15 protein-coding genes are annotated in these 17,996 nt (G+C 63.7%); 7 read left to right on the top strand and 8 right to left on the bottom strand.

Annotated features, from left to right (window positions below; translation table 11 throughout):
* On the bottom strand, nucleotides 1-219 hold a 219-nt coding region (locus tag RA26_RS23075), incomplete at its 3' end, for a hypothetical protein (RefSeq protein WP_206540427.1).
* Between RA26_RS23075 and RA26_RS07470 the strand changes: the two genes are divergently transcribed.
* The gene (locus tag RA26_RS07470; protein WP_039182163.1) at nucleotides 218-979 is read left to right on the top strand and encodes an NAD kinase; all 762 of its coding nucleotides are present in this window, start codon (nucleotides 218-220) and stop codon (nucleotides 977-979) included. The genes RA26_RS23075 and RA26_RS07470 overlap by 2 nt on opposite strands.
* 349 nt (nucleotides 980-1,328) lie before the next feature.
* Here the strand turns inward: RA26_RS07470 and RA26_RS07475 are convergent, their stop codons facing one another.
* The 4 genes from RA26_RS07475 to RA26_RS07490 form a co-directional block, all read right to left on the bottom strand.
* A complete protein-coding gene (locus RA26_RS07475) occupies nucleotides 1,329-2,771 on the bottom strand; it encodes an amidase family protein (protein ID WP_039182166.1) in 1,443 nt (480 codons plus the stop codon).
* Between the two features lie 145 nt (nucleotides 2,772-2,916).
* On the bottom strand, nucleotides 2,917-4,806 hold the full coding sequence (gene prpE / locus RA26_RS07480) for a propionate-CoA ligase PrpE (protein WP_039183328.1): 1,890 nt from the start codon (nucleotides 4,804-4,806) through the stop codon (nucleotides 2,917-2,919).
* Nucleotides 4,807-5,069: 263 nt separating this feature from the next.
* Complete coding sequence (locus RA26_RS07485) at nucleotides 5,070-5,462, bottom strand: GFA family protein (protein WP_039182171.1); 393 nt, start codon at nucleotides 5,460-5,462, stop codon at nucleotides 5,070-5,072.
* 44 nt (nucleotides 5,463-5,506) lie between these two features.
* Nucleotides 5,507-7,780 (bottom strand): NADP-dependent malic enzyme, encoded by a 2,274-nt coding sequence (locus tag RA26_RS07490; RefSeq protein ID WP_039182173.1) that lies wholly within the window; start codon nucleotides 7,778-7,780, stop codon nucleotides 5,507-5,509.
* Between the two features lie 163 nt (nucleotides 7,781-7,943).
* Here RA26_RS07490 and RA26_RS07495 point away from each other — a divergent pair, with 163 nt between their 5' ends.
* The 6 genes from RA26_RS07495 (at nucleotide 7,944) to RA26_RS07520 (ending at nucleotide 14,201) form a co-directional block, all read left to right on the top strand.
* Nucleotides 7,944-9,029: a cupin domain-containing protein gene (locus RA26_RS07495; protein WP_039182176.1), complete on the top strand. Its 1,086-nt coding sequence runs from the start codon at nucleotides 7,944-7,946 to the stop codon at nucleotides 9,027-9,029.
* 20 nt (nucleotides 9,030-9,049) lie between these two features.
* A complete protein-coding gene (locus RA26_RS07500) occupies nucleotides 9,050-9,526 on the top strand; it encodes a cytidine deaminase (protein ID WP_275041637.1) in 477 nt (158 codons plus the stop codon).
* Entirely contained in the window at nucleotides 9,526-10,830 is a 1,305-nt protein-coding gene (locus tag RA26_RS07505) for a thymidine phosphorylase (RefSeq protein WP_039182182.1), read from the top strand. The genes RA26_RS07500 and RA26_RS07505 overlap by 1 nt, the downstream gene beginning before the upstream one ends.
* A complete protein-coding gene (locus RA26_RS07510) occupies nucleotides 10,830-12,041 on the top strand; it encodes a phosphopentomutase (RefSeq protein WP_039182185.1) in 1,212 nt (403 codons plus the stop codon). Before RA26_RS07505 ends, RA26_RS07510 begins: the two co-directional genes overlap by 1 nt.
* Nucleotides 12,042-12,117: 76 nt before the next feature.
* Nucleotides 12,118-12,750: a uracil phosphoribosyltransferase gene (gene upp / locus RA26_RS07515; RefSeq protein ID WP_039182187.1), complete on the top strand. Its 633-nt coding sequence runs from the start codon at nucleotides 12,118-12,120 to the stop codon at nucleotides 12,748-12,750.
* Nucleotides 12,751-12,923: 173 nt separating this feature from the next.
* Nucleotides 12,924-14,201 (top strand): SPOR domain-containing protein, encoded by a 1,278-nt coding sequence (locus RA26_RS07520; RefSeq protein ID WP_039182191.1) that lies wholly within the window; start codon nucleotides 12,924-12,926, stop codon nucleotides 14,199-14,201.
* Between the two features lie 72 nt (nucleotides 14,202-14,273).
* Here the strand turns inward: RA26_RS07520 and RA26_RS07525 are convergent, their stop codons facing one another.
* The 3 genes from RA26_RS07525 to RA26_RS07535 form a co-directional block, all read right to left on the bottom strand.
* The gene (locus tag RA26_RS07525) at nucleotides 14,274-15,086 is read right to left on the bottom strand and encodes a class I SAM-dependent methyltransferase (RefSeq protein WP_039182195.1); all 813 of its coding nucleotides are present in this window, start codon (nucleotides 15,084-15,086) and stop codon (nucleotides 14,274-14,276) included.
* Between the two features lie 92 nt (nucleotides 15,087-15,178).
* Nucleotides 15,179-16,189 carry a hypothetical protein gene (locus tag RA26_RS07530; RefSeq protein WP_039182199.1) on the bottom strand — a complete coding sequence of 337 codons (1,011 nt, stop codon included), beginning with the start codon at nucleotides 16,187-16,189 and terminating at the stop codon, nucleotides 15,179-15,181.
* 105 nt (nucleotides 16,190-16,294) lie between these two features.
* A complete protein-coding gene (locus RA26_RS07535) occupies nucleotides 16,295-17,923 on the bottom strand; it encodes an AMP-binding protein (RefSeq protein WP_039182201.1) in 1,629 nt (542 codons plus the stop codon).
* Nucleotides 17,924-17,996: the final 73 nt, after the last annotated feature.

A 17,996-nucleotide genomic window follows, 5' to 3' on the forward strand; every position in this document is an offset into this window, starting at 1 on the left:
AGACAGCGCTTGGGTGAAAAAGCCGGTGTCACGGGTCGCTTCAGTCATGGTGGCTCCGTTGGAGTAGGGTTCAGAATTGAGGGATTTCCTATAGGAAACATCCTTGCGCCGGAAGCCTGTAAAGCGACATTTCCCTGCGACAGAACGGCAACTATGGCTATCGGCGGAAAGCTGTGATTGTTTCGGAACCAGATGCCTAATACCGGAAACAGATTTCATGAGTTTGAGAATCGCCTTTCTGGCCAGTGACGTTGATGTGGCCCAGGATGCGCTGGCTGAACTGAGCCGCCGCTACGGCCATGTGCCGCCGGATGAGGCGCAGGTGATTGTGGCGCTAGGCGGCGACGGTTTCATGCTGCGCACCCTTCATACCATGGTCGACCATCCGGCGCCGGTTTACGGCATGAACCGCGGCACTGTTGGCTTCCTGATGAACGAATACCGCGAGGACGGGCTGATCGAGCGGCTCGAGGAAGCGGTACAGGAGATCATCAACCCGCTGTCAATGACCGCAATGGACCGCCGCGGCGAGGTGCACAAGGCTCTGGCGATCAATGAGGTTTCGCTGCTGCGCGCAGGCCCCCAGGCGGCGCGGCTCCGGATTTCGGTGGACGGAAGGGTTCGGATGGAGGAGCTGGTCTGCGACGGTGCACTGGTTTCCACCCCGGCGGGCTCCACCGCCTACAACTACTCCGCCCATGGCCCGATCCTGCCGATCGGCTCCGATGTTCTGGCGCTGACCGCCATTGCCGCTTTCCGTCCGCGGCGCTGGCGCGGCGCGCTTTTGCCCAGCAATGCGATGGTGCGCTTTGATGTGCTGGAGGCTGACAAGCGACCGGTGATGGCCGATGCCGACTCGATTTCGGTGGCCGATATCGACTGGGTGGAGATCCGCACCGACACGCAAATCCGCCATAAAATACTGTTCGATCCAGGCCATGGGCTGGAAGAAAGACTGATTTCCGAACAGTTTACCTGATTGTTTAACGCGGGGTTCACGAGTCTGTGAACCTCCCGGTAACCATTCTGTGCGAGGATTTATCCACAGGCCGATGTTGTTGGCGTCGCCTGAGGCTGCAATGCCGATGTGCCGGACCGGCGGTTTTGATGTGTTCCAGTTTTGTGATTTGCGCCGGTCTGGCCCGGCACGCCCGCGCGTAGTCCGGCAGGCGGGCAATGCCGCCCTGGTAGCGAGTTTCTTGGGTCAGGAAGGACCCCGGGGGCAGCTGTGGCTGCTTCCGGGGACTTCATATTCTTCTGCGTCACCAGGATATGAGGGCAGCCATGCAGTAGCGCGCAAGGCCAGCACTCTGGCGCGGGTCAGGCCTCTATTCGCCGTCGGCTGCCATCTTCGCCCAAAGCGGCAGGCACATATGGCCGGCCCGGGCTTCAATTGCGGCGCAAGCATCTACCGCCAAGTCTTCACGCCATCGGCGGGCGGCGATCTGAATATTGACCGGCTGCGCTCCCTTGGGCAGCTGCGCCAGCCGGGCAGGGACCGAGGCCGCAGGCAGGCCGAGGAAATTCATCGCATAGGAATAGACCGCACAGCCCAGCACCTCATGCACGCCTTCCGCGCCTTCGGTGTCGCGGTCCGGTGCAAAAAACGGCTGCGGCAGGAAGGGCGACAGCACCAGCGGGTAGTCCTCCATGAACAGCGACCACTGGCGCGCGTAATGGGTCCGCTTGGCCATCATCTGCAGCAGTTCGTCTCCGGAAAAGGGCGGGAATTCCTGGAAATAGACCGTGAATATGTCCCGAACGGTTTGCGACCCGGCGGCGTCCACATCGCCCTTCATCAGCGCGTAGATCTCGCCCATCAGCGCGCGGTAGCCGGTGCGCCCGGCATCGAACACGTTGGGCGGCTCCACCTCTTCGACATGATAGCCCGCATCGGTCAAAGCATCGCGGGCGAAATCCAGTGCCGCCTCGACCTCGGGGTGCAGGTCATAGCCATGGGTGTTTTTCGTGAAGGCGACCTTGATGAGGCCCTCCAATGCCTCGCCGCGCCAGGGCATAGGCACATGGAAGGGGTCGCGGGGGTCGGCGGCAATCAGCGATGGCATCGACAGGTGCAGGTCTTCGGCGCTGCGGGTGATCAGCCCCTGCACCGACATCAGCTGCGCCAGCAGCCCGCGTTCAGCCGTCTGGCTGGGGTTCCAGGCGGGCACCCGGCCCAGGCCTGGCTTGACCGTCACCGCGCCATTGGCGGCGGCGGGAAAGCGCAAACTGCCGCCGATGTCATTGCCATGGGCCAGCGCGCCGATCCCGCCCATCACTGCGGACCCGGCGCCGCCGGAGGAGCCGCCCGGCGAGATATGCCGTCCCCACGGGTTGTAGGTGCGCCCGTGCAGCGGGTTGTCGGTATCGGCGCGGAAGGAGAATTCCGGCGTGTTGGTGCGCCCGATCACCACCGCGCCGGCCCTGTGCAGGTTTTCCACCACGGGCGCATCTGCCGGGGCGATCAGGTCTTTCAGCGCGGTGACGCCGTTGGAGGTGGCATGGCCCTTCTGGTCGATATTGATCTTGATGGTGACCGGCACCCCGTGCAGCGGGCCGGATGCCGCGCCGCTCTCGCGCGCCTTGTCCAGGGCACGGGCGCGCTCCAGCGCCTCGCCGCTCAGATCCACCACCACCGCATTCAAGGACGGGTTCACCGCCTTCATACGGTCGATGGAGGCCTGCACGGCCGCTTCCGCGCTCAGATCCCCGGTGCGGGTGAGCTTCGTCAGTTCTGTGGCGCTCAGTTGCCAGATGTCCGCGTTTGTCATGCTCGGGCCTCCCAAGCCGCAGCCTAGGCGGGCAGGGCGGCGTTGCAAGCAAAACCGGACGGCAAACAGGCTCCGCCTGCGGGCGGAGCCTTCAAAAATCCTTGCAGGATCTTTGGCCGTTTCCAGAACTTGGAAACGAGGGAGGTTACTTGGCGTAGCCGATGGTTTGTAGCGCCGCTGTGATCTCGTCCAGGATGGCTGGATCGTCGATGGTCGCAGGCATCTTCCACGGGGTGCCATCGGCGATGTTGACCATGGTGCCGCGCAGGATCTTGCCGGAGCGGGTCTTGGGCAGCCGGTCGACCACAACCGCCAGTTTGAAGGCGGCAACAGGGCCGATCTTCTCGCGAACCAGCTTCACCACCTCGGCCACCACTTCCGCGTTGTCGCGGTCTGCGCCTGCGTTGAGGCAGAGGAAGCCCACCGGCATCTGCCCCTTGAGGCTGTCGGCGACGCCAATGACCGCGCATTCGGCAACATCCGGATGGCCTGCCAGCACTTCTTCCATGCCGCCGGTGGAAAGCCGGTGGCCCGCGACGTTGATCACATCATCGGTGCGCGCCATGATGTAGAGGTAGCCGTCTTCATCCTTCATTCCGGCATCGCCGGTTTCATAGTAGCCGGGGAAAGTGTTGAGGTAGCTCTTCTTGAAGCGGTCGCCGGCGTTCCACAGGGTCGGCAGGGTGCCCGGCGGCAGCGGCAGTTTCACCGCAATCGCGCCCAGCTCGCCCGGCGCCACCGGGTTGCCGCCTTCATCGAGGATATCCACCTCATAGCCCGGCATCGGCACGGCGGGGGAGCCGAGTTTCGTTGGCAGCTCCTCGATCCCCAAGGGGTTTGCCGCAATCGACCAGCCGGTTTCTGTCTGCCACCAGTGGTCGACCACCGGCACCTTCAACTGTTCCTGTGCCCAAGTGATGGTGTCGGGGTCCGCGCGTTCGCCGGCCAAGTAGACCTGCTGCAGGCAGCTGAGATCGTATTTCTTGACGTATTCGCCCTTGGGGTCCTCCCGCTTCACTGCGCGAAAGGCAGTGGGGGCGGTGAAGAAGCTCTTGACCTTATGCTCCGAGATCACCCGCCAGAAGGTGCCTGCATCCGGGGTGCCCACGGGCTTGCCCTCGAACACGATGGTGGTGTTGCCGTGAATGAGCGGCCCGTAGCAGATGTAGCTGTGGCCGACGACCCAGCCCACATCGGACGCAGCCCAGAATACATCGCCGGGATCGACGTTGTAGATGTTCTTCATGGTCCAGTTCAGCGCCACCAGCTGGCCCGCGGTGTGGCGGATCACCCCCTTGGGCTGGCCCGTGGTGCCGGAGGTATAAAGGATATAGGAAGGGTGGTTGCCCTCGACCGGCACACATTCGGCAGGCTCCACGCCGTACTGAAAACCGTGCCAGTTCACGTCGCGGCCGGGCACCAGATCTGCCACTTCCTGCTCGCGCTGGAAGATCACGCAGAAGTCCGGCTTGTGGCTGGCCAAGTCGATGGCGCCGTCCAGAAGCGGCTTGTAATGCACGATCCGGCCCGGCTCGATGCCGCAGGAGGCGGCGATGATCGCCTTGGGCTTGGCGTCGTCGATCCGCACCGCCAGCTCGTTGGAGGCAAAGCCGCCGAATACCACCGAATGCACCGCGCCGATACGGGCGCAGGCCAGCATCGCCTCCAGTGCCTCGGGGATCATCGGCATGTAGATGATGACGCGGTCGCCTTTTTCCACGCCCTTGGCGCGCAGCGCTCCGGCCAGGTTGGCGACACGGTTGCGCAATTCAACATAGGAGATTTCGCGCTTGGTATGGGTGACCGGGCTGTCATAGATGATCGCGGTCTGCTCGCCGCGGCCCTGTTCCACATGGCGGTCGACAGCGTTGTAGCAGGTGTTCACCTTGGCATCGGCAAACCACTCATAAAGACCCTCGCCTTTGTCAGACAGGGCCTGCCTGGGGGCTTCATCCCAGCTGATCGACTGGGCGGCCTCCATCCAGAAACCTTCCGGATCCTGTTTCCAGGCGGCGTAAATATCCTGATATCCCATGGTGTTCATCTCCTCCTGCCAATTGCGTAGGCGACAAAGCGGCGGCCGGGCAAGTTTTGCCGCGTCTTCACGCAAGGTTCGTCAAGGAATTTACAGGTTTTGGCCGGATTTGCGCGGATGATTTACCGGATTTACAAGACCGGCCGGGTTTGCACTCTATCCGCTTTGCAAAGTGGTGTTTGCTGCAGAATATTCCGGAAAAGCCCGAAAGTTTTGCAAACCTGCAAATTTCGGCGCGGCGCACCCGGGCTTGCCGCCGGGAATCACCCGGTTGAGGATTTGGCGTAGCGGGGCAGGCTGTCTTTCAGCTCCAGCCAGCTCACATGGTCGGAGTGGAACACGTGAAATCTGGGCGGCATCTGGCTGGGGCTTTCCAACGTCGCGGTATAGAGGTGGATGTTCACCGGATCGCGCGCGGTGCGATAGGCCATCTGGGTGCCGCAGGCGCCGCAGAACAGGCGCTCCACGCCTTCCGATGAATTGTAGGCTTTGGGTTCCGTGCCGGACCATTCGACCGCCTCATGCGGCAGTCCGAAAAATGCGGTGACAGGTGCCGCGCAGTTGCGGCGGCAGTCGGCGCAGTGGCAGTAGCAGCTCCAGGCCGCCTCGGCCCGGCTCTCCCAATGCACTGCGCCGCAGTGGCAATGCCCTCTCATATCCGGCCTCCCTGATTGGGCGGCCGGCAAATGGGGCCGCGCGGTTAACCGTAGTGCGCGACCGGGGTGCCGGCAATGGCGGCCATGTTCAGGAGGCCCCGGGCAGTGATCGATGGGGAGACGATATGGGCGCGGTTGCCCATGCCCATCAGGATCGGCCCCACCTCCAGCCCGCCGGCCCGCATCTTGAGGATGTTGCGCACGCCGGAGGCCGCGTCGGCATGGGCGAAGATCAGCACATTGGCCGCGCCGTCCAGCCGCGAATTGGGGAAGATCCGCTCCCGCAGTTCCGGGTCCAGCGCGGTGTCGATGTTCATCTCGCCCTCATAGACGAAATCGCGGCGCTTATCGTCGAGGATTTCGATGGCGGCGCGCAACCGGCTGCCGGTGTCGCAGGAGATATTGCCGAACTGGGACTGCGAACACATGGCAATCTTCGGCTCCAGACCGAAACGGCGCACGTGGCGGGCAGCACCGATCACGGTTTCGGCGATCTGCTCCGGTGTCGGCTCCACATGCACATGGGTGTCGGCAATGAACAGCGGGCCGTCTTCCAGGATCATCATCGACAGCGCGCCGTGCGGCGAGTAGGTGCCGCCGCCCAGCACCTGCTGCACGTAGTTCAGATGCCAGCGGTATTCGCCGAAGGTGCCACAGATCAGGCTGTCCGCCTCGCCGCGGTGCACCATGATGGCGCCGATTGCGGTGGTGTTGGTGCGCATGATCGCCTTGGCCAGATCCGGCGTGACGCCGCGGCGCTGCATCACCTTGTGGTAGCTGTTCCAGTAGTCGTAATAGCGCGGGTCGTTTTCCGGGTTCACCAGCTGGAAATCCCGGCCCGGGCGCACGTCCAGTCCCAGCCGTTCGCAGCGCCGTTCGATCACTTCCGGGCGGCCGATCAGGATCGGGGTTTCAGTGGTTTCCTCCAGAATGGCCTGAGCTGCGCGCAGCACCCGCTCATCCTCGCCTTCGCTGAACACAATGCGGCGGGCGGCAGCGCGGGCGGCCTCGAACACCGGACGCATCAGCAAGGCGGATTTGAACACCGTCTGGTTCAGCTTCTGCTTATAGGCCTTCATATCTTCGATCGGGCGGGTTGCCACGCCGCTTTCCATCGCCGCCTTGGCCACGGCCGAGGACACAACGGCCACCAGCCGCGGATCGAACGGTTTCGGGATCAGGTAATCGGCGCCAAAGGTCAGCTGCTCGCCCTTGTAAGCTGCCGCTGCTTCAGCCGAGGTGGTGGCGCGGGCAAGCTCGGCAATGCCGTCGACGCAGGCGATCTGCATCTCATCGTTGATCTCTGTTGCGCCCACGTCCAGCGCGCCCCGGAAGATGAAGGGGAAGCACAGCACGTTGTTGACCTGATTGGGAAAATCGCTGCGCCCGGTGGCGATGATCGCATCCGGTGCCACCTTGCGCGCCTGGTCGGGCATGATCTCCGGCGTCGGGTTGGCCAGCGCAAAGATGATCGGGCGCTTGGTCATCTTGGCAACCATTTCCGGCTTCAGCACGTTCGGGCCAGAGAGGCCCAGGAACAGGTCGGCGCCGTCCATTACCTCGTCCAGCGTCCGCAGGTCAGAGGCCTGGGCAAAGGCCGCTTTCTGCGGGTTCATGTCTTCTTCGCGGCCCTCATAGACCAGCCCGTGAATGTCGCAGAGCCAGATGTTCTCGCGCTTGACGCCCAGCTTCACCAGCATGTTGAGGCAGGCAATCCCCGCCGCGCCGCCGCCGGTGGAGACGATCTTGATGTCTTCAAACGATTTGCCCGCCACATGCAGCGCGTTCTTGGCGGCAGCACCGACCACGATTGCGGTGCCGTGCTGGTCGTCGTGGAAGACCGGGATATTCATTCGCTCGCGGCACAGTTTTTCGACCACAAAGCAGTCCGGCGCCTTGATATCTTCGAGGTTGATGGCGCCGAACGTCGGCTCCAGCGAGCAGACGATATCCGCCAGCTTCTCCGGATCGCTTTCGTTCACTTCGATGTCGAAACAGTCGATGCCGGCGAAGTTCTTGAACAGGACCGCCTTGCCCTCCATCACCGGCTTGGAGGCCAGCGCGCCGATGTTGCCGAGCCCCAGCACCGCCGAACCATTCGACACAACCGCCACCAGATTGCCGCGGGAGGTATAGCGGGCGGCATTGGCCTCATCCGCTTTGATCTCTACGCAGGCCTCCGCCACGCCGGGTGAGTAGGCGCGGGACAGATCGCGGCCGTTGGCCATCGGCTTGGTCGCGCGGATCTCCAGCTTACCGGGGCGGGGAAACTCGTGATAGTTGAGTGCGGCTTGCCGCGTGCTCTGTGAATCGGACATCTGGCGCTCCTCGGAAAGGGTATTGTTTAGCGTTAAACCATTTTTCCTGCCGGAAACATAGCCCAAACTGACGCAAACGGACGCGGCTGCAGCGCGGGCGGCGGGTTCTTGCATAAACCTTGCCGCAGGGTCACTGTCCTGCCAACAGACCAGGGAGTAAAAAATGAGCGAAACAATCGCCGAGATCCGCCTGCCGACGGATGAGCTGCGCAATGATATTCCGTTTTATACCAAGGTTTTGGGTATGAAGATGGACATGATCTATCCGGCGGATGATCCGCGCACCGCGGTATTTTCCGGCCACGGGCTGCGGCTGCGGGTTGAGAAAGGCGCAGAGGAATCCCCGGGCACTATCCGCATTCTGACTGAAGATCCTGATGGATTTGCCGAAGGACAGCGCCGCCTGACCGCGCCCAACGGAACGAAGATCGAAATCGAGGAGCGCCACCCGCCGATGGTGATGCCGGAAACGGTGCACAGCTTCGTGGTCCGCCGCCTGAAAGATCAGGCGCCCTGGATCATTGGCCGCGCAGGCATGCATTACCGCGACCTGGTGCCGGACCGGCTGGGCGGCTCGATCATTGCCAGCCATATCCGCATTCCCGATGGCGGTCCGGTGCCCGACATGGTGCATTTCCACCGGGTGGGCTTCCAGCTGATCTTCTGCATCCACGGCTGGGTTGATGTGGTCTATGAGGATCAGGGCGAGAAGATGCGGCTCACGGCGGGCGACTGCTTCATCCAGCCGCCGGAAATCCGCCACCGGGTGCTGGAGGCCAGCGACAACGTGCAGGTGATCGAGATTGGCGTCCCGGCAGAGCATGTGACGGAGATCGACCACGTGATGACCCTGCCGACGCCGCACTACCGCCCCGAACGGGAATGGCAGGGCCAGCGCTTTGTCTACAACAAGGCGGAAGGCGCCGCGTGGGTTCCGTTCCGCCTGCCGGGCTATCTCTGCCGCGACACCACTATTGCCGAAAACACCAAGGGCGTCGCAGGCGTGCAGGTGGTGCGCCGGGGCGAGGGCGATCCGCAATGGGCGGCGCATGACACCGACATCCACTTCACTTTCGTGATGAATGGCGCGGTGACGCTGGAGGGTGAGGGCCGCGAGCCGTACCAGCTGGAGCAGGGCGACGCCTTTGTGATCCCGCCGGGCATGAAGACCCGCCTCAGCGCGCCTTCAGACGATGTGGAACTGCTGGAAGTGACGCTGCCAGGGGTGTTCAACACCACGCTGGCCTGAACCTGGGGCGGCGCAAAGAACTGCATCCGGGGGCTTCCGCTTCCCGGAGCAATTCAGCTATCCTGCGGCATCTTGACCAAATGATCAAAAATCGGGGAATCGCCATGAGCCTCAAAGCCGCCGCCGCCGCTGTCCGTGAAAACGCCCACGCGCCCTATTCCAACTTCAAGGTCGGCGCCGCTGTCCGCTCTGCCTCCGGCCAGATCTATGTGGGCTGCAACGTCGAAAACGTCGCCTATCCCGAAGGCACCTGCGCAGAGGCCGGCGCCATCGCCGCGATGGTGGCCGCGGGGGAGACGGAGCTGGCGGAGGTCTATGTGATTGCCGATTGCCCGACCCCGATCACGCCCTGCGGCGGCTGCCGCCAGAAGATCAAGGAGTTTGCCAGCGGCGATGTGAAGGTCATCATGGCGACCACCGACGGCGCCGAGCAGGAGACGACGATTGGCGCGTTGCTGCCCGGCGCCTTTGATGCGGACCATATGGAGCGCAGCTGATGGACGCCCGCGCCATCAACGCCTGCCTGCGCCGCGGTGAGACCCCGGGTGAGGACGCGCTGCGCTGGTTTGCCCATGGCCTGGCCAGCGGCTCCGTCTCGGATGCGCAGGCGGGGGCCTTTGCCATGGCGGTCTGCCTTCAGGGGCTGAGTGTCGAGGGCCGCCGCGCCCTGACGCTGGCGATGCGCGACACCGGGGATGTGCTGGCGTGGGATCTGGACGGCCCGGTGCTCGACAAGCACTCGACCGGCGGTGTGGGCGATTGTGTTTCGCTGCTGCTGGCACCTGCGCTGGCGGCCTGCGGCGCCTATGTTCCGATGATTTCGGGGCGCGGGCTGGGCCATACCGGCGGCACGCTCGACAAGCTGGAGGCCATCCCCGGCGTCTCCACCAGTGTCAGTGAGGACCACTTGCGCCGCATGATGCAGGACATGGGCTGCGCCATTGTCGGCGCCACCGCTCAGATCGCGCCTGCGGATAAACGCCTTTACGCAATTCGCGATGTGACTGCGACGGTGGAAAGCCTCGACCTGATCACCGCTTCGATCCTGTCCAAGAAGCTGGCAGCAAGCCCGGATGCGCTGGTACTGGACGTCAAGATCGGCTCCGGCGCGTTCATGAAAACCGCCGGTGACGCCCGTGCGCTGGCGCAATCGCTGTGCGACACCGCCAATGCGGCCGGCTGCAAGACCTCGGCGCTGATCACCGACATGAACCAGCCGCTGGCACCCGCGCTTGGCAACGCGCTGGAGGTGGCAGAGGTGATGCGGGTTCTGTCCGGCGCTGCCGCCGGCCCGCTGGCGGAGATCTCGGCCATTCTGGGCGGCGAGCTGCTGATGCTCGCAGGCCTCGCAGCGGATGCGGAGGAGGGCGCGGCCAGGATCAGTGCGACGCTCAGCGATGGCCGCGCGGCAGAGCGGTTTGCCAGGATGATTGCCGCCATGGGCGGCCCCGCGGACTTTGCCGCGAATTGGCAGGATTATCTGCCGGGCGCGGAAGTGGTGCGCGATGTGAAGTCACCCGCTGCCGGGCACATCACCGCCATGAACGGAGAGGCGCTTGGCCTCGCGGTTGTCGCCCTTGGCGGCGGCCGGATGGTGGAGAGCGACGAGATCCATCCCGGGGTCGGCATTTCGGACATTGTCCGCCTGGGACAGCCCGTCGGGGCAGGGGACACGCTTGCCCGCATCCACGCCGCCAGCGATGATGCGGCAGACATGGCAGAGGCTGCGGTCCTTGCTGCCATCGCCATCGGCGATGCGCCGGGCAGCCTGCCGCCGCTGGTTCACGAAAGGATCTCCTGATGCCCCGCGCCTTTCTTGTGGTGATGGATTCCGTCGGCATCGGCGGTGCGCCGGATGCCGGGACCTTCTTCAACGGCGATCTGCCGGATCTGGGCGCCAACACGCTGGCCCATATCGCGCAGGCCTGCGCAGCGGGCAAAGCTGAGGAAGGACGCAGCGGCCCGCTGAACGTGCCGAACATGGAACGGCTTGGTCTCGGTGCGGCAATGCGGCTGGCGTCCTCTGTACCCTTCCCGGGATTGGACACGAAACCGCAGGGCCGCTGGGGCTGTGCCCGCGAACTCAGCCGCGGCAAGGACACACCGTCCGGCCATTGGGAACTTGCCGGCCTGCCGGTGCCCTGGAACTGGCACTACTTCCCCGATCAGGCGCCGTCGTTCCCCGAAGACCTCTCCGCCTTTGTCGCGGAGCAGGCGGGCACGGACGGCATCCTGGGTAACTGCCATGCCTCCGGCACGGTGATCCTGGATGACTTGGGCGCCGAGCACATGCGGACCGGCAAGCCGATCTGCTACACCTCAGCCGACAGTGTCTTCCAGATCGCCGCGCATGAGGAGACCTTTGGCCTCGACCGCCTGCTGAAGCTCTGCGAGGCCATCGCTCCGCGGCTGCACGCGATGAAAGTAGGGCGGGTCATTGCGCGTCCCTTCCTCGGCTCCGAAGAAGAGGGCTTCACCCGCACCACCAACCGCCGCGATTTCGCGATCACCCCGCCGGCGCCGGTGCTGACCAACTGGGTGCAGGACGCAGGCGGCAAGGTCCACGCCATCGGCAAAATCGGCGATATCTTCACCATGTCCGGCATCGATACCCTGAAAAAGGGGGCGGATGCCCAGCTGATGCAGCACCTGTTCGACGCGGTGGATACGGCAGAAAACGGCAGCCTGACCTTTGCCAATTTCGTCGAGTTCGACAGCATGTACGGCCACACCCGCGACATTTCCGGCTACGCCCGGGCGCTGGAGTGGTTTGACGCCGAACTGGGCCGCCTGCTTCCGCGCTTGCGCAAGGGCGACATGCTGGTACTGACCGCCGATCACGGAAATGATCCCAGCTGGCCCGGCACCGACCACACCCGCGAACAGGTGCCGGTGCTGATTGCGGGGCTTGACGCAGGCCCCGTCGGGCAGGTCAAATTCGCCGATGTGGCGGCGTCCATCGCCGCCCATCTGGATGTCCCGGCCCAAGGTCCCGGCAAGAGCTTTCTTTGACCCTATGGTCAAAACACGCTTGCCTGCCGCGGCCAAGCCCGTAAAAGCGCGGAAAGCCAAACATTAGGAGTGCCCCATGACCGACCACCTGACCGTTGTTGATCACCCGCTTGTGCAGCACAAGCTGACCCTGATGCGGGACAAGGGCACGTCAACGGCCGGCTTCCGCCGCCTGCTGCGCGAGATCACCCAGCTTCTGGCCTATGAGATCACCCGCGAGATGCCGCTGACCACCACCAGCATCGAAACCCCGATGGAGGAGATGGAGGCGCCGATCCTCGCTGGCAAGAAGCTGGCGCTGGTGTCTATCCTGCGCGCGGGCAACGGTATGCTGGACGGCGTGCTGGAGCTGATCCCCTCTGCCCGTGTCGGTTTTGTTGGCCTGTACCGCGACGAGGAAACCCTGGAGCCGGTGCAGTATTACTTCAAGGCGCCCGAGGGGCTGAAGGACCGGCTGGTCATCGCCGTTGACCCGATGCTCGCGACCGGCAACAGCTCCGCCGCTGCCATTGACCTGCTGAAGGAGGCCGGCGCCAACAACATCCGCTTCCTGTGCCTGCTGGCCTCGCCCGAAGGCGTCGAGCGCATGAATCAGGCCCATCCGGATGTGCCGATCGTGACCGCCTCCCTGGACCGCGAGCTGAACAAGAAGGGCTATATTCTGCCTGGTCTTGGCGATGCCGGCGACCGGATGTTCGGCACCAAGTGATCTGTTGCAGCCAGGACGGGGGTACCTGTCCTGGCAGCCGTATCCGGCGGCGGGACGGGAATTGGTTTCAATTCATGCAAAAATTGTCCGCATAAAGGCCCATTGTTGCTGCGGAATCTTTACTCACAGGCAAGATTCGGGCATCCTGTAGCCACATTTTGTGGGGCTCAGGAATGAAAATAACTAGAATTATTGCACTGGCCATCATCGCGGGGACAAGCAGCGCAGCGGGGATACAGGCACAAACCCTGCGCGACGCCAGCCCGCCAGCCGAATACCCCCCGCTCTCCTACAAGGGGAAGCAGTATGTGGACAGCCGCGGCTGCATTTACATCCGGGCGGGCATTGACGGAGACGTGAATTGGGTGCCGCGGGTCAACCGCGCCCGCAAGCATCTTTGCGGCTACGCACCGACCCGGGTCGCCGGAACCACCCGGCAGCGGCAGACCGCGTCAAAACCGGAACAGATCACACTGGAACCCAGCCAGCAGCCCGCACCGTCCGCTGCGCAGCCAAGCGTTGTGACAACTGCCAAGCCGGTCCGGAAACCGGAACCGGCCAGCGTCCAGCCTGCAACGGTTGCGGCAGTGCCTGCGGCCCCCAAGCAGCCAGTCAGGAAGGTTGCCCCGGCCGCAGCAAAACCCGCAGCCGCAGCGCAACAGCCGTCGGACAACACGGGCTGTGCAGGCCTGTCCGGTATCAGCCGGCAGTATTCCAATTCCAACGGCGTGCGGTGCGGCCCTCAGGAAGCCCCGCCCGTTACTTACGTAGGGCCGCAGTCCTCTGTCCGGATCACGCCCAACACCCGTGTGGTTCAAACGCATATCTACCAGGAGCGCCGTCTCAGCAACAGCTTCCAGGTGCCCAAGGGCTACCGCCCGGTCTGGACCGACGGGCGCCTCAATCCGAAGCGCGCAGAGCGCACGGTGCGACCGGCGGTGATCGTCAGCAACCTCCAGGCCCCGGCAGGGTATGAGGTGGTGGAACGGGAGGATGGCCGGATGAACCCGATGCGGGGTGTGCGCACGCCAGACGGCGACGCGCAGATGGCGCAGATCTGGACAAGCGGCGTGCCGCGCAAACTGGTTCAACTGCCGCTGGACCGTCCCACGGTCACGCTGCCGCGTGATGCGCGTGTCAGCCCGGCTGAGGCCAGACCCAAGGGCTTGCGCCTGTCGACACGCTCGGCTCCCGGCGCTGCGGCGCCGGAACAGGCGGTTGTCAGCCGCCGCTATGTCCGGGCCGCAACCTACGCAGATCCGTCCCAGGCCAAGGCGGCGGCTCGCAAATTGGCCGCAACCGGACTGGCAGTGCGTCTTGGCACCGTCAGCCGCAAGGGTCAGCCTTACAAGGTGGTTCTGGCAGGGCCTTACCAGAATGGCGGCCAAGCGGCTGCAGCATTGGCCAAGGTGCAGCGTGCTGGTTTCAGCGGCGCCAAGCTCAGCAAATAAGACAGAGAATTGCCATTTGGACAGGCCGGGCCGCTGCCCGGCCTTTTTTGCGGCCTTATAAGAATCCTGGCCCTAGCGCCGGCGGCAGGTGTAAATGACGGCCTCCAGCGGCATCCGCAGAGGCGGCGGCCCAAAACGGTCCCGTAAGGCGTCCAGAATGGCGCTGGCAACCTCATCAGGGTCAACACCGCCGCGGGCACGGATCTCGTCGATCATCGGATTGCCATAGACCAGTGCCTCGGCAAATTTCTCAGGATCTTCAATTGTCTTTTTCAGCGTGACAGTCTCGTGAGAGACCTCTGACCAGTCTTCCTTGTTCAAATCCGCTGCAACATATTCCGGGTTGCCGTAATGGAAAGGCACCTTGTAAAAGCCTGGTGGATCATCCGGGAAAAACTGTGCAGCGACGGCGTCGGCAATTCCGGCAAACGGGTTCCGCGCCATCGGCGCCCAGACGCTGAAGAGATAGTGCCCGCCGGGTTTCAGCACTCGCGCGGCCTCCCGGAAGGCGGTGGGCTTGTCCGGAAAGAACATGACCCCGAACTGGCAGGCAATCAGGTCAAAACTGTCATCGCCAAAGGGCAGGGCCATCGCGTCGGCGGGCTGAAAGGCGGCATTAGTGGTGTTAGAGAGTTTCGCCTCCGCCAGCGCCAGCATTGGCGCGTTCAAATCCGTGATAGTCAGTCTGGTCTCCGGTGGCAGCCTGCGCCGCAGCCGCTGCGAGACAATGCCGGTTCCTGCGGCCAGTTCCAGAACGTCCTTGGCTGCAAAGACGCCGCAGCGTGCAGCCAAGTCATCAGCATAATTGAAGAAGATCACTGGCCCGAGGCCGCTGTCGTAGTAACTCGGAATGTCTCCGGTGAAACTGGCTGAGCTTTCTGGCATGTCTCACGTCCCCCCATCATGCGTTTGCGCAGATTTAACGATCTTAGCAGATCCGGCGCATTTTCGCGATTGGCGGGGGAAGCGGTGAAGAGTCAGCCGCAGATGTTCTGCAGCTGCACCCAGTCGCGGTCGTTCAGCACAGGTTCCACTTCGCGGCCGGCCATCGGGTCTGCCTCGATCAGCCCCAGCACCGTTTCTCCAGTGATGTCCAGCGCATAGGCATAGGGAGAGGAGGGCAGGGCCGCGCGGGCAAATTCTGCCAACAGCACCTCGTCGGGCAGCTGCGGGCGGGGGCTGGACAGGGTGGCCTCGGAATAGGCATCCAGCGCCGCACGGTCCAGCTCGCCGGTTGTCAGCAGCTTGAAAGTGGCGCGGAAACCTCCGGCTTCCAGCAGCTCCTGCATCGGGTCGCTGGCCACTGCCCGGGCGCGTTCGGCGAGAACCGCACCTGCAGCAACGGCCGGGTCCTCGAAATCTTCTACGAAGGAGCGGTTCAAAAGCACGATGCCGCCGGGCAGATGCAGGCTGCCGGGAATGCCGGAGCGCAGGATCGCCAGCTGCCGTACGCCGGTGCGTTGCGCCAGGGCTTTCAGGATCGGTACGGCTTCCGGCGTGGCGCAGGCAGGGCCGGAGACCCGCTCAATCCGTCCCAAGAGCGCCTGTCCGATGGCCTTGCGCTTGATGTCTGGTACCACGCTGACCGCGTGGCGCGTGACGGCGCCGGGCAGCCACAGAACCAGCAGCGCCAGAACCAGCGCCAGGGTGCCCAGGATACTGACAGCCCGCAACCGCCCGGGCCGCGCGCGCGACCGCCCGATCGCATTCTGCACTCGGGCGATGGCTTCCAGCATGGCGGTTTCGTCCTCAGTCAACTCCAGCGTTTCGCCGGGGTCGCCGTCCGGGTGGAACAGGGCGGGGAACTCTCCCGGGTTGGCGCGCTCCACTGCTGCCAGCGACCAATGTGCCAGCGGCTGATCGTTCATGCTGGCAATGGTCAGTGTCGCATCGCCCAGCGAGATGATCACATCCCGCCGCTGCGCCTCAGGATCCGCGCGCCACAGGCCCGCAGCCTCCAGCCGCTCAAATTCCTTCAATGCCGTCATGCAGCTTGCCCGGTCCCCATCCGTATCATTGTTGCCAGAATAAGCGCATAAAACAGGGGCGGCAATTTGCTTTGCCGCCCCCGGATGCTGTTTCGCCGTGAAATGTCACAGGTTTTTGGCGATTTTCCTCAGTTCGAACTTCTGGATCTTGCCGGTGGAGGTCTTGGGCAGTTCCTGGAACACCACTTTCTTGGGCGCCTTGAAGCCTGCGAGTGTCTCACGGGTAAAGGCAATCAGTGCCGCAGCGTCTTCCTTGGCGCCGGCCTTCAGCTCGACAAAGGCGCAAGGCACCTCACCCCATTTCTCATCCGGCATCGCTGCAACGGCGGCCAGCAGCACATCCGGGTGCGCCATCAGCACGCCCTCTACCTCGACTGAGGAGATATTCTCGCCACCGGAGATGATGATGTCCTTGGCCCGGTCGGCGATCTGGATATAGCCGTCCGGGTGCTGTACCGCGAGGTCGCCGGAGTTGAAATAACCGTTTTTGAAGGCCTCTGCAGTGGCCTCTGGGTTCTTCAGATACCCTTTCATCACCACATTGCCGCGCAGGCCGATCTCGCCCTGGCTCTGGCCGTCCATTGGCAGCACGTTGTGCTCGCTGTCGCGCACAACCACCGGCTCCAGCATCGGCATGGCAACACCTTGGCGGGATTTCTTGGCGGCGATGCCCGCCTTGTCTAGCGCGTCCCAGTCCTCTGCCTTCCAGTAGCATTCGGTTACATGGCCGAAGGTTTCGGTCAGCCCGTAGACATGGGTGATGTTAAAGCCGAGGTTTTCGATCTTCGACAGCGTCGCAGGGGCGGGCGGGGCGCCGGCGGTGAAGACCTCCACCGTGTGATCGAATGTGCGGCGCTCCTCGTCCAGCGCGTTGACGATCATGTTCAGCACGATCGGCGCGCCGCCGAAATGGGTGACGCCCTCATAATGGATGGCGTTGTAGATAGCTTGCGCAGTGATATCGCGGCAGCAGACCAGGGTGCCGCCGACCAGGGGCATCATCCAGGTGTGGTTCCAGCCGTTGCAATGGAACAGCGGCACGATGGTCAGATAGACCGGGTGCAGCACCATCCGCCAGGACACCACCGTGCCCATGGTCATCAGATAGGCGCCGCGATGGTGATAGACCACGCCCTTGGGCCGCCCGGTGGTGCCGGAGGTATAATTCAGCGCCAGGCTTTCCCATTCGTCCTCGGGCATGATCCACTGGAAGTCCGGGTCGCCGCTGGCCAGCAGCGCCTCGTATTCCATGTGACGGCCGGTGGCGTGCCAGCTGGCCTGATCATCAGCCACTTCGATCAGTACGGGTGCCGGGCCGTCCATTTCCTCGACCGCGGCCTCGGCCAGCTCAATGAACTGGGGATCGACCAGCACCGCCTTGGCCTCGCCATGGGCAAAGATATAGGCGACCGTGCCCACATCCAGCCGGGTATTGATGGTGTTCAGCACCGCGCCGCAGGCGGGCACGCCGAAATGCGCCTCTGCCTGGGCGGGGATGTTCGGCAGCAGGGTGGCCACCACATCGCCGGGCTTCACCCCCTGCTTGACGAGGCCTGAGGCCAGGCGGGTGCAGCGCTCGTGGTATTCGGCGTAACTCTTGCGGTGCTTGCCATAGCTGACCGCCAGACGGTCCGGAAAAACCTGCGCCGCCCGCTGCAGATGGCTGAGCGGCGACAGCGGCACATAATTTGCGGCGGTCTTTTCCAGACCGGTTTCATCCGCCATCCACCCCATCAGTTTCCTCCCCTGAATCACTTTGGTGTCGCTTAGAGGACAGATATTGCGGAAAGTTGCTGCCAATGGGAAG

This window comes from Leisingera sp. ANG-M7, assembly GCF_000813965.1.
Classification (GTDB): Bacteria; Pseudomonadota; Alphaproteobacteria; order Rhodobacterales; family Rhodobacteraceae; genus Leisingera.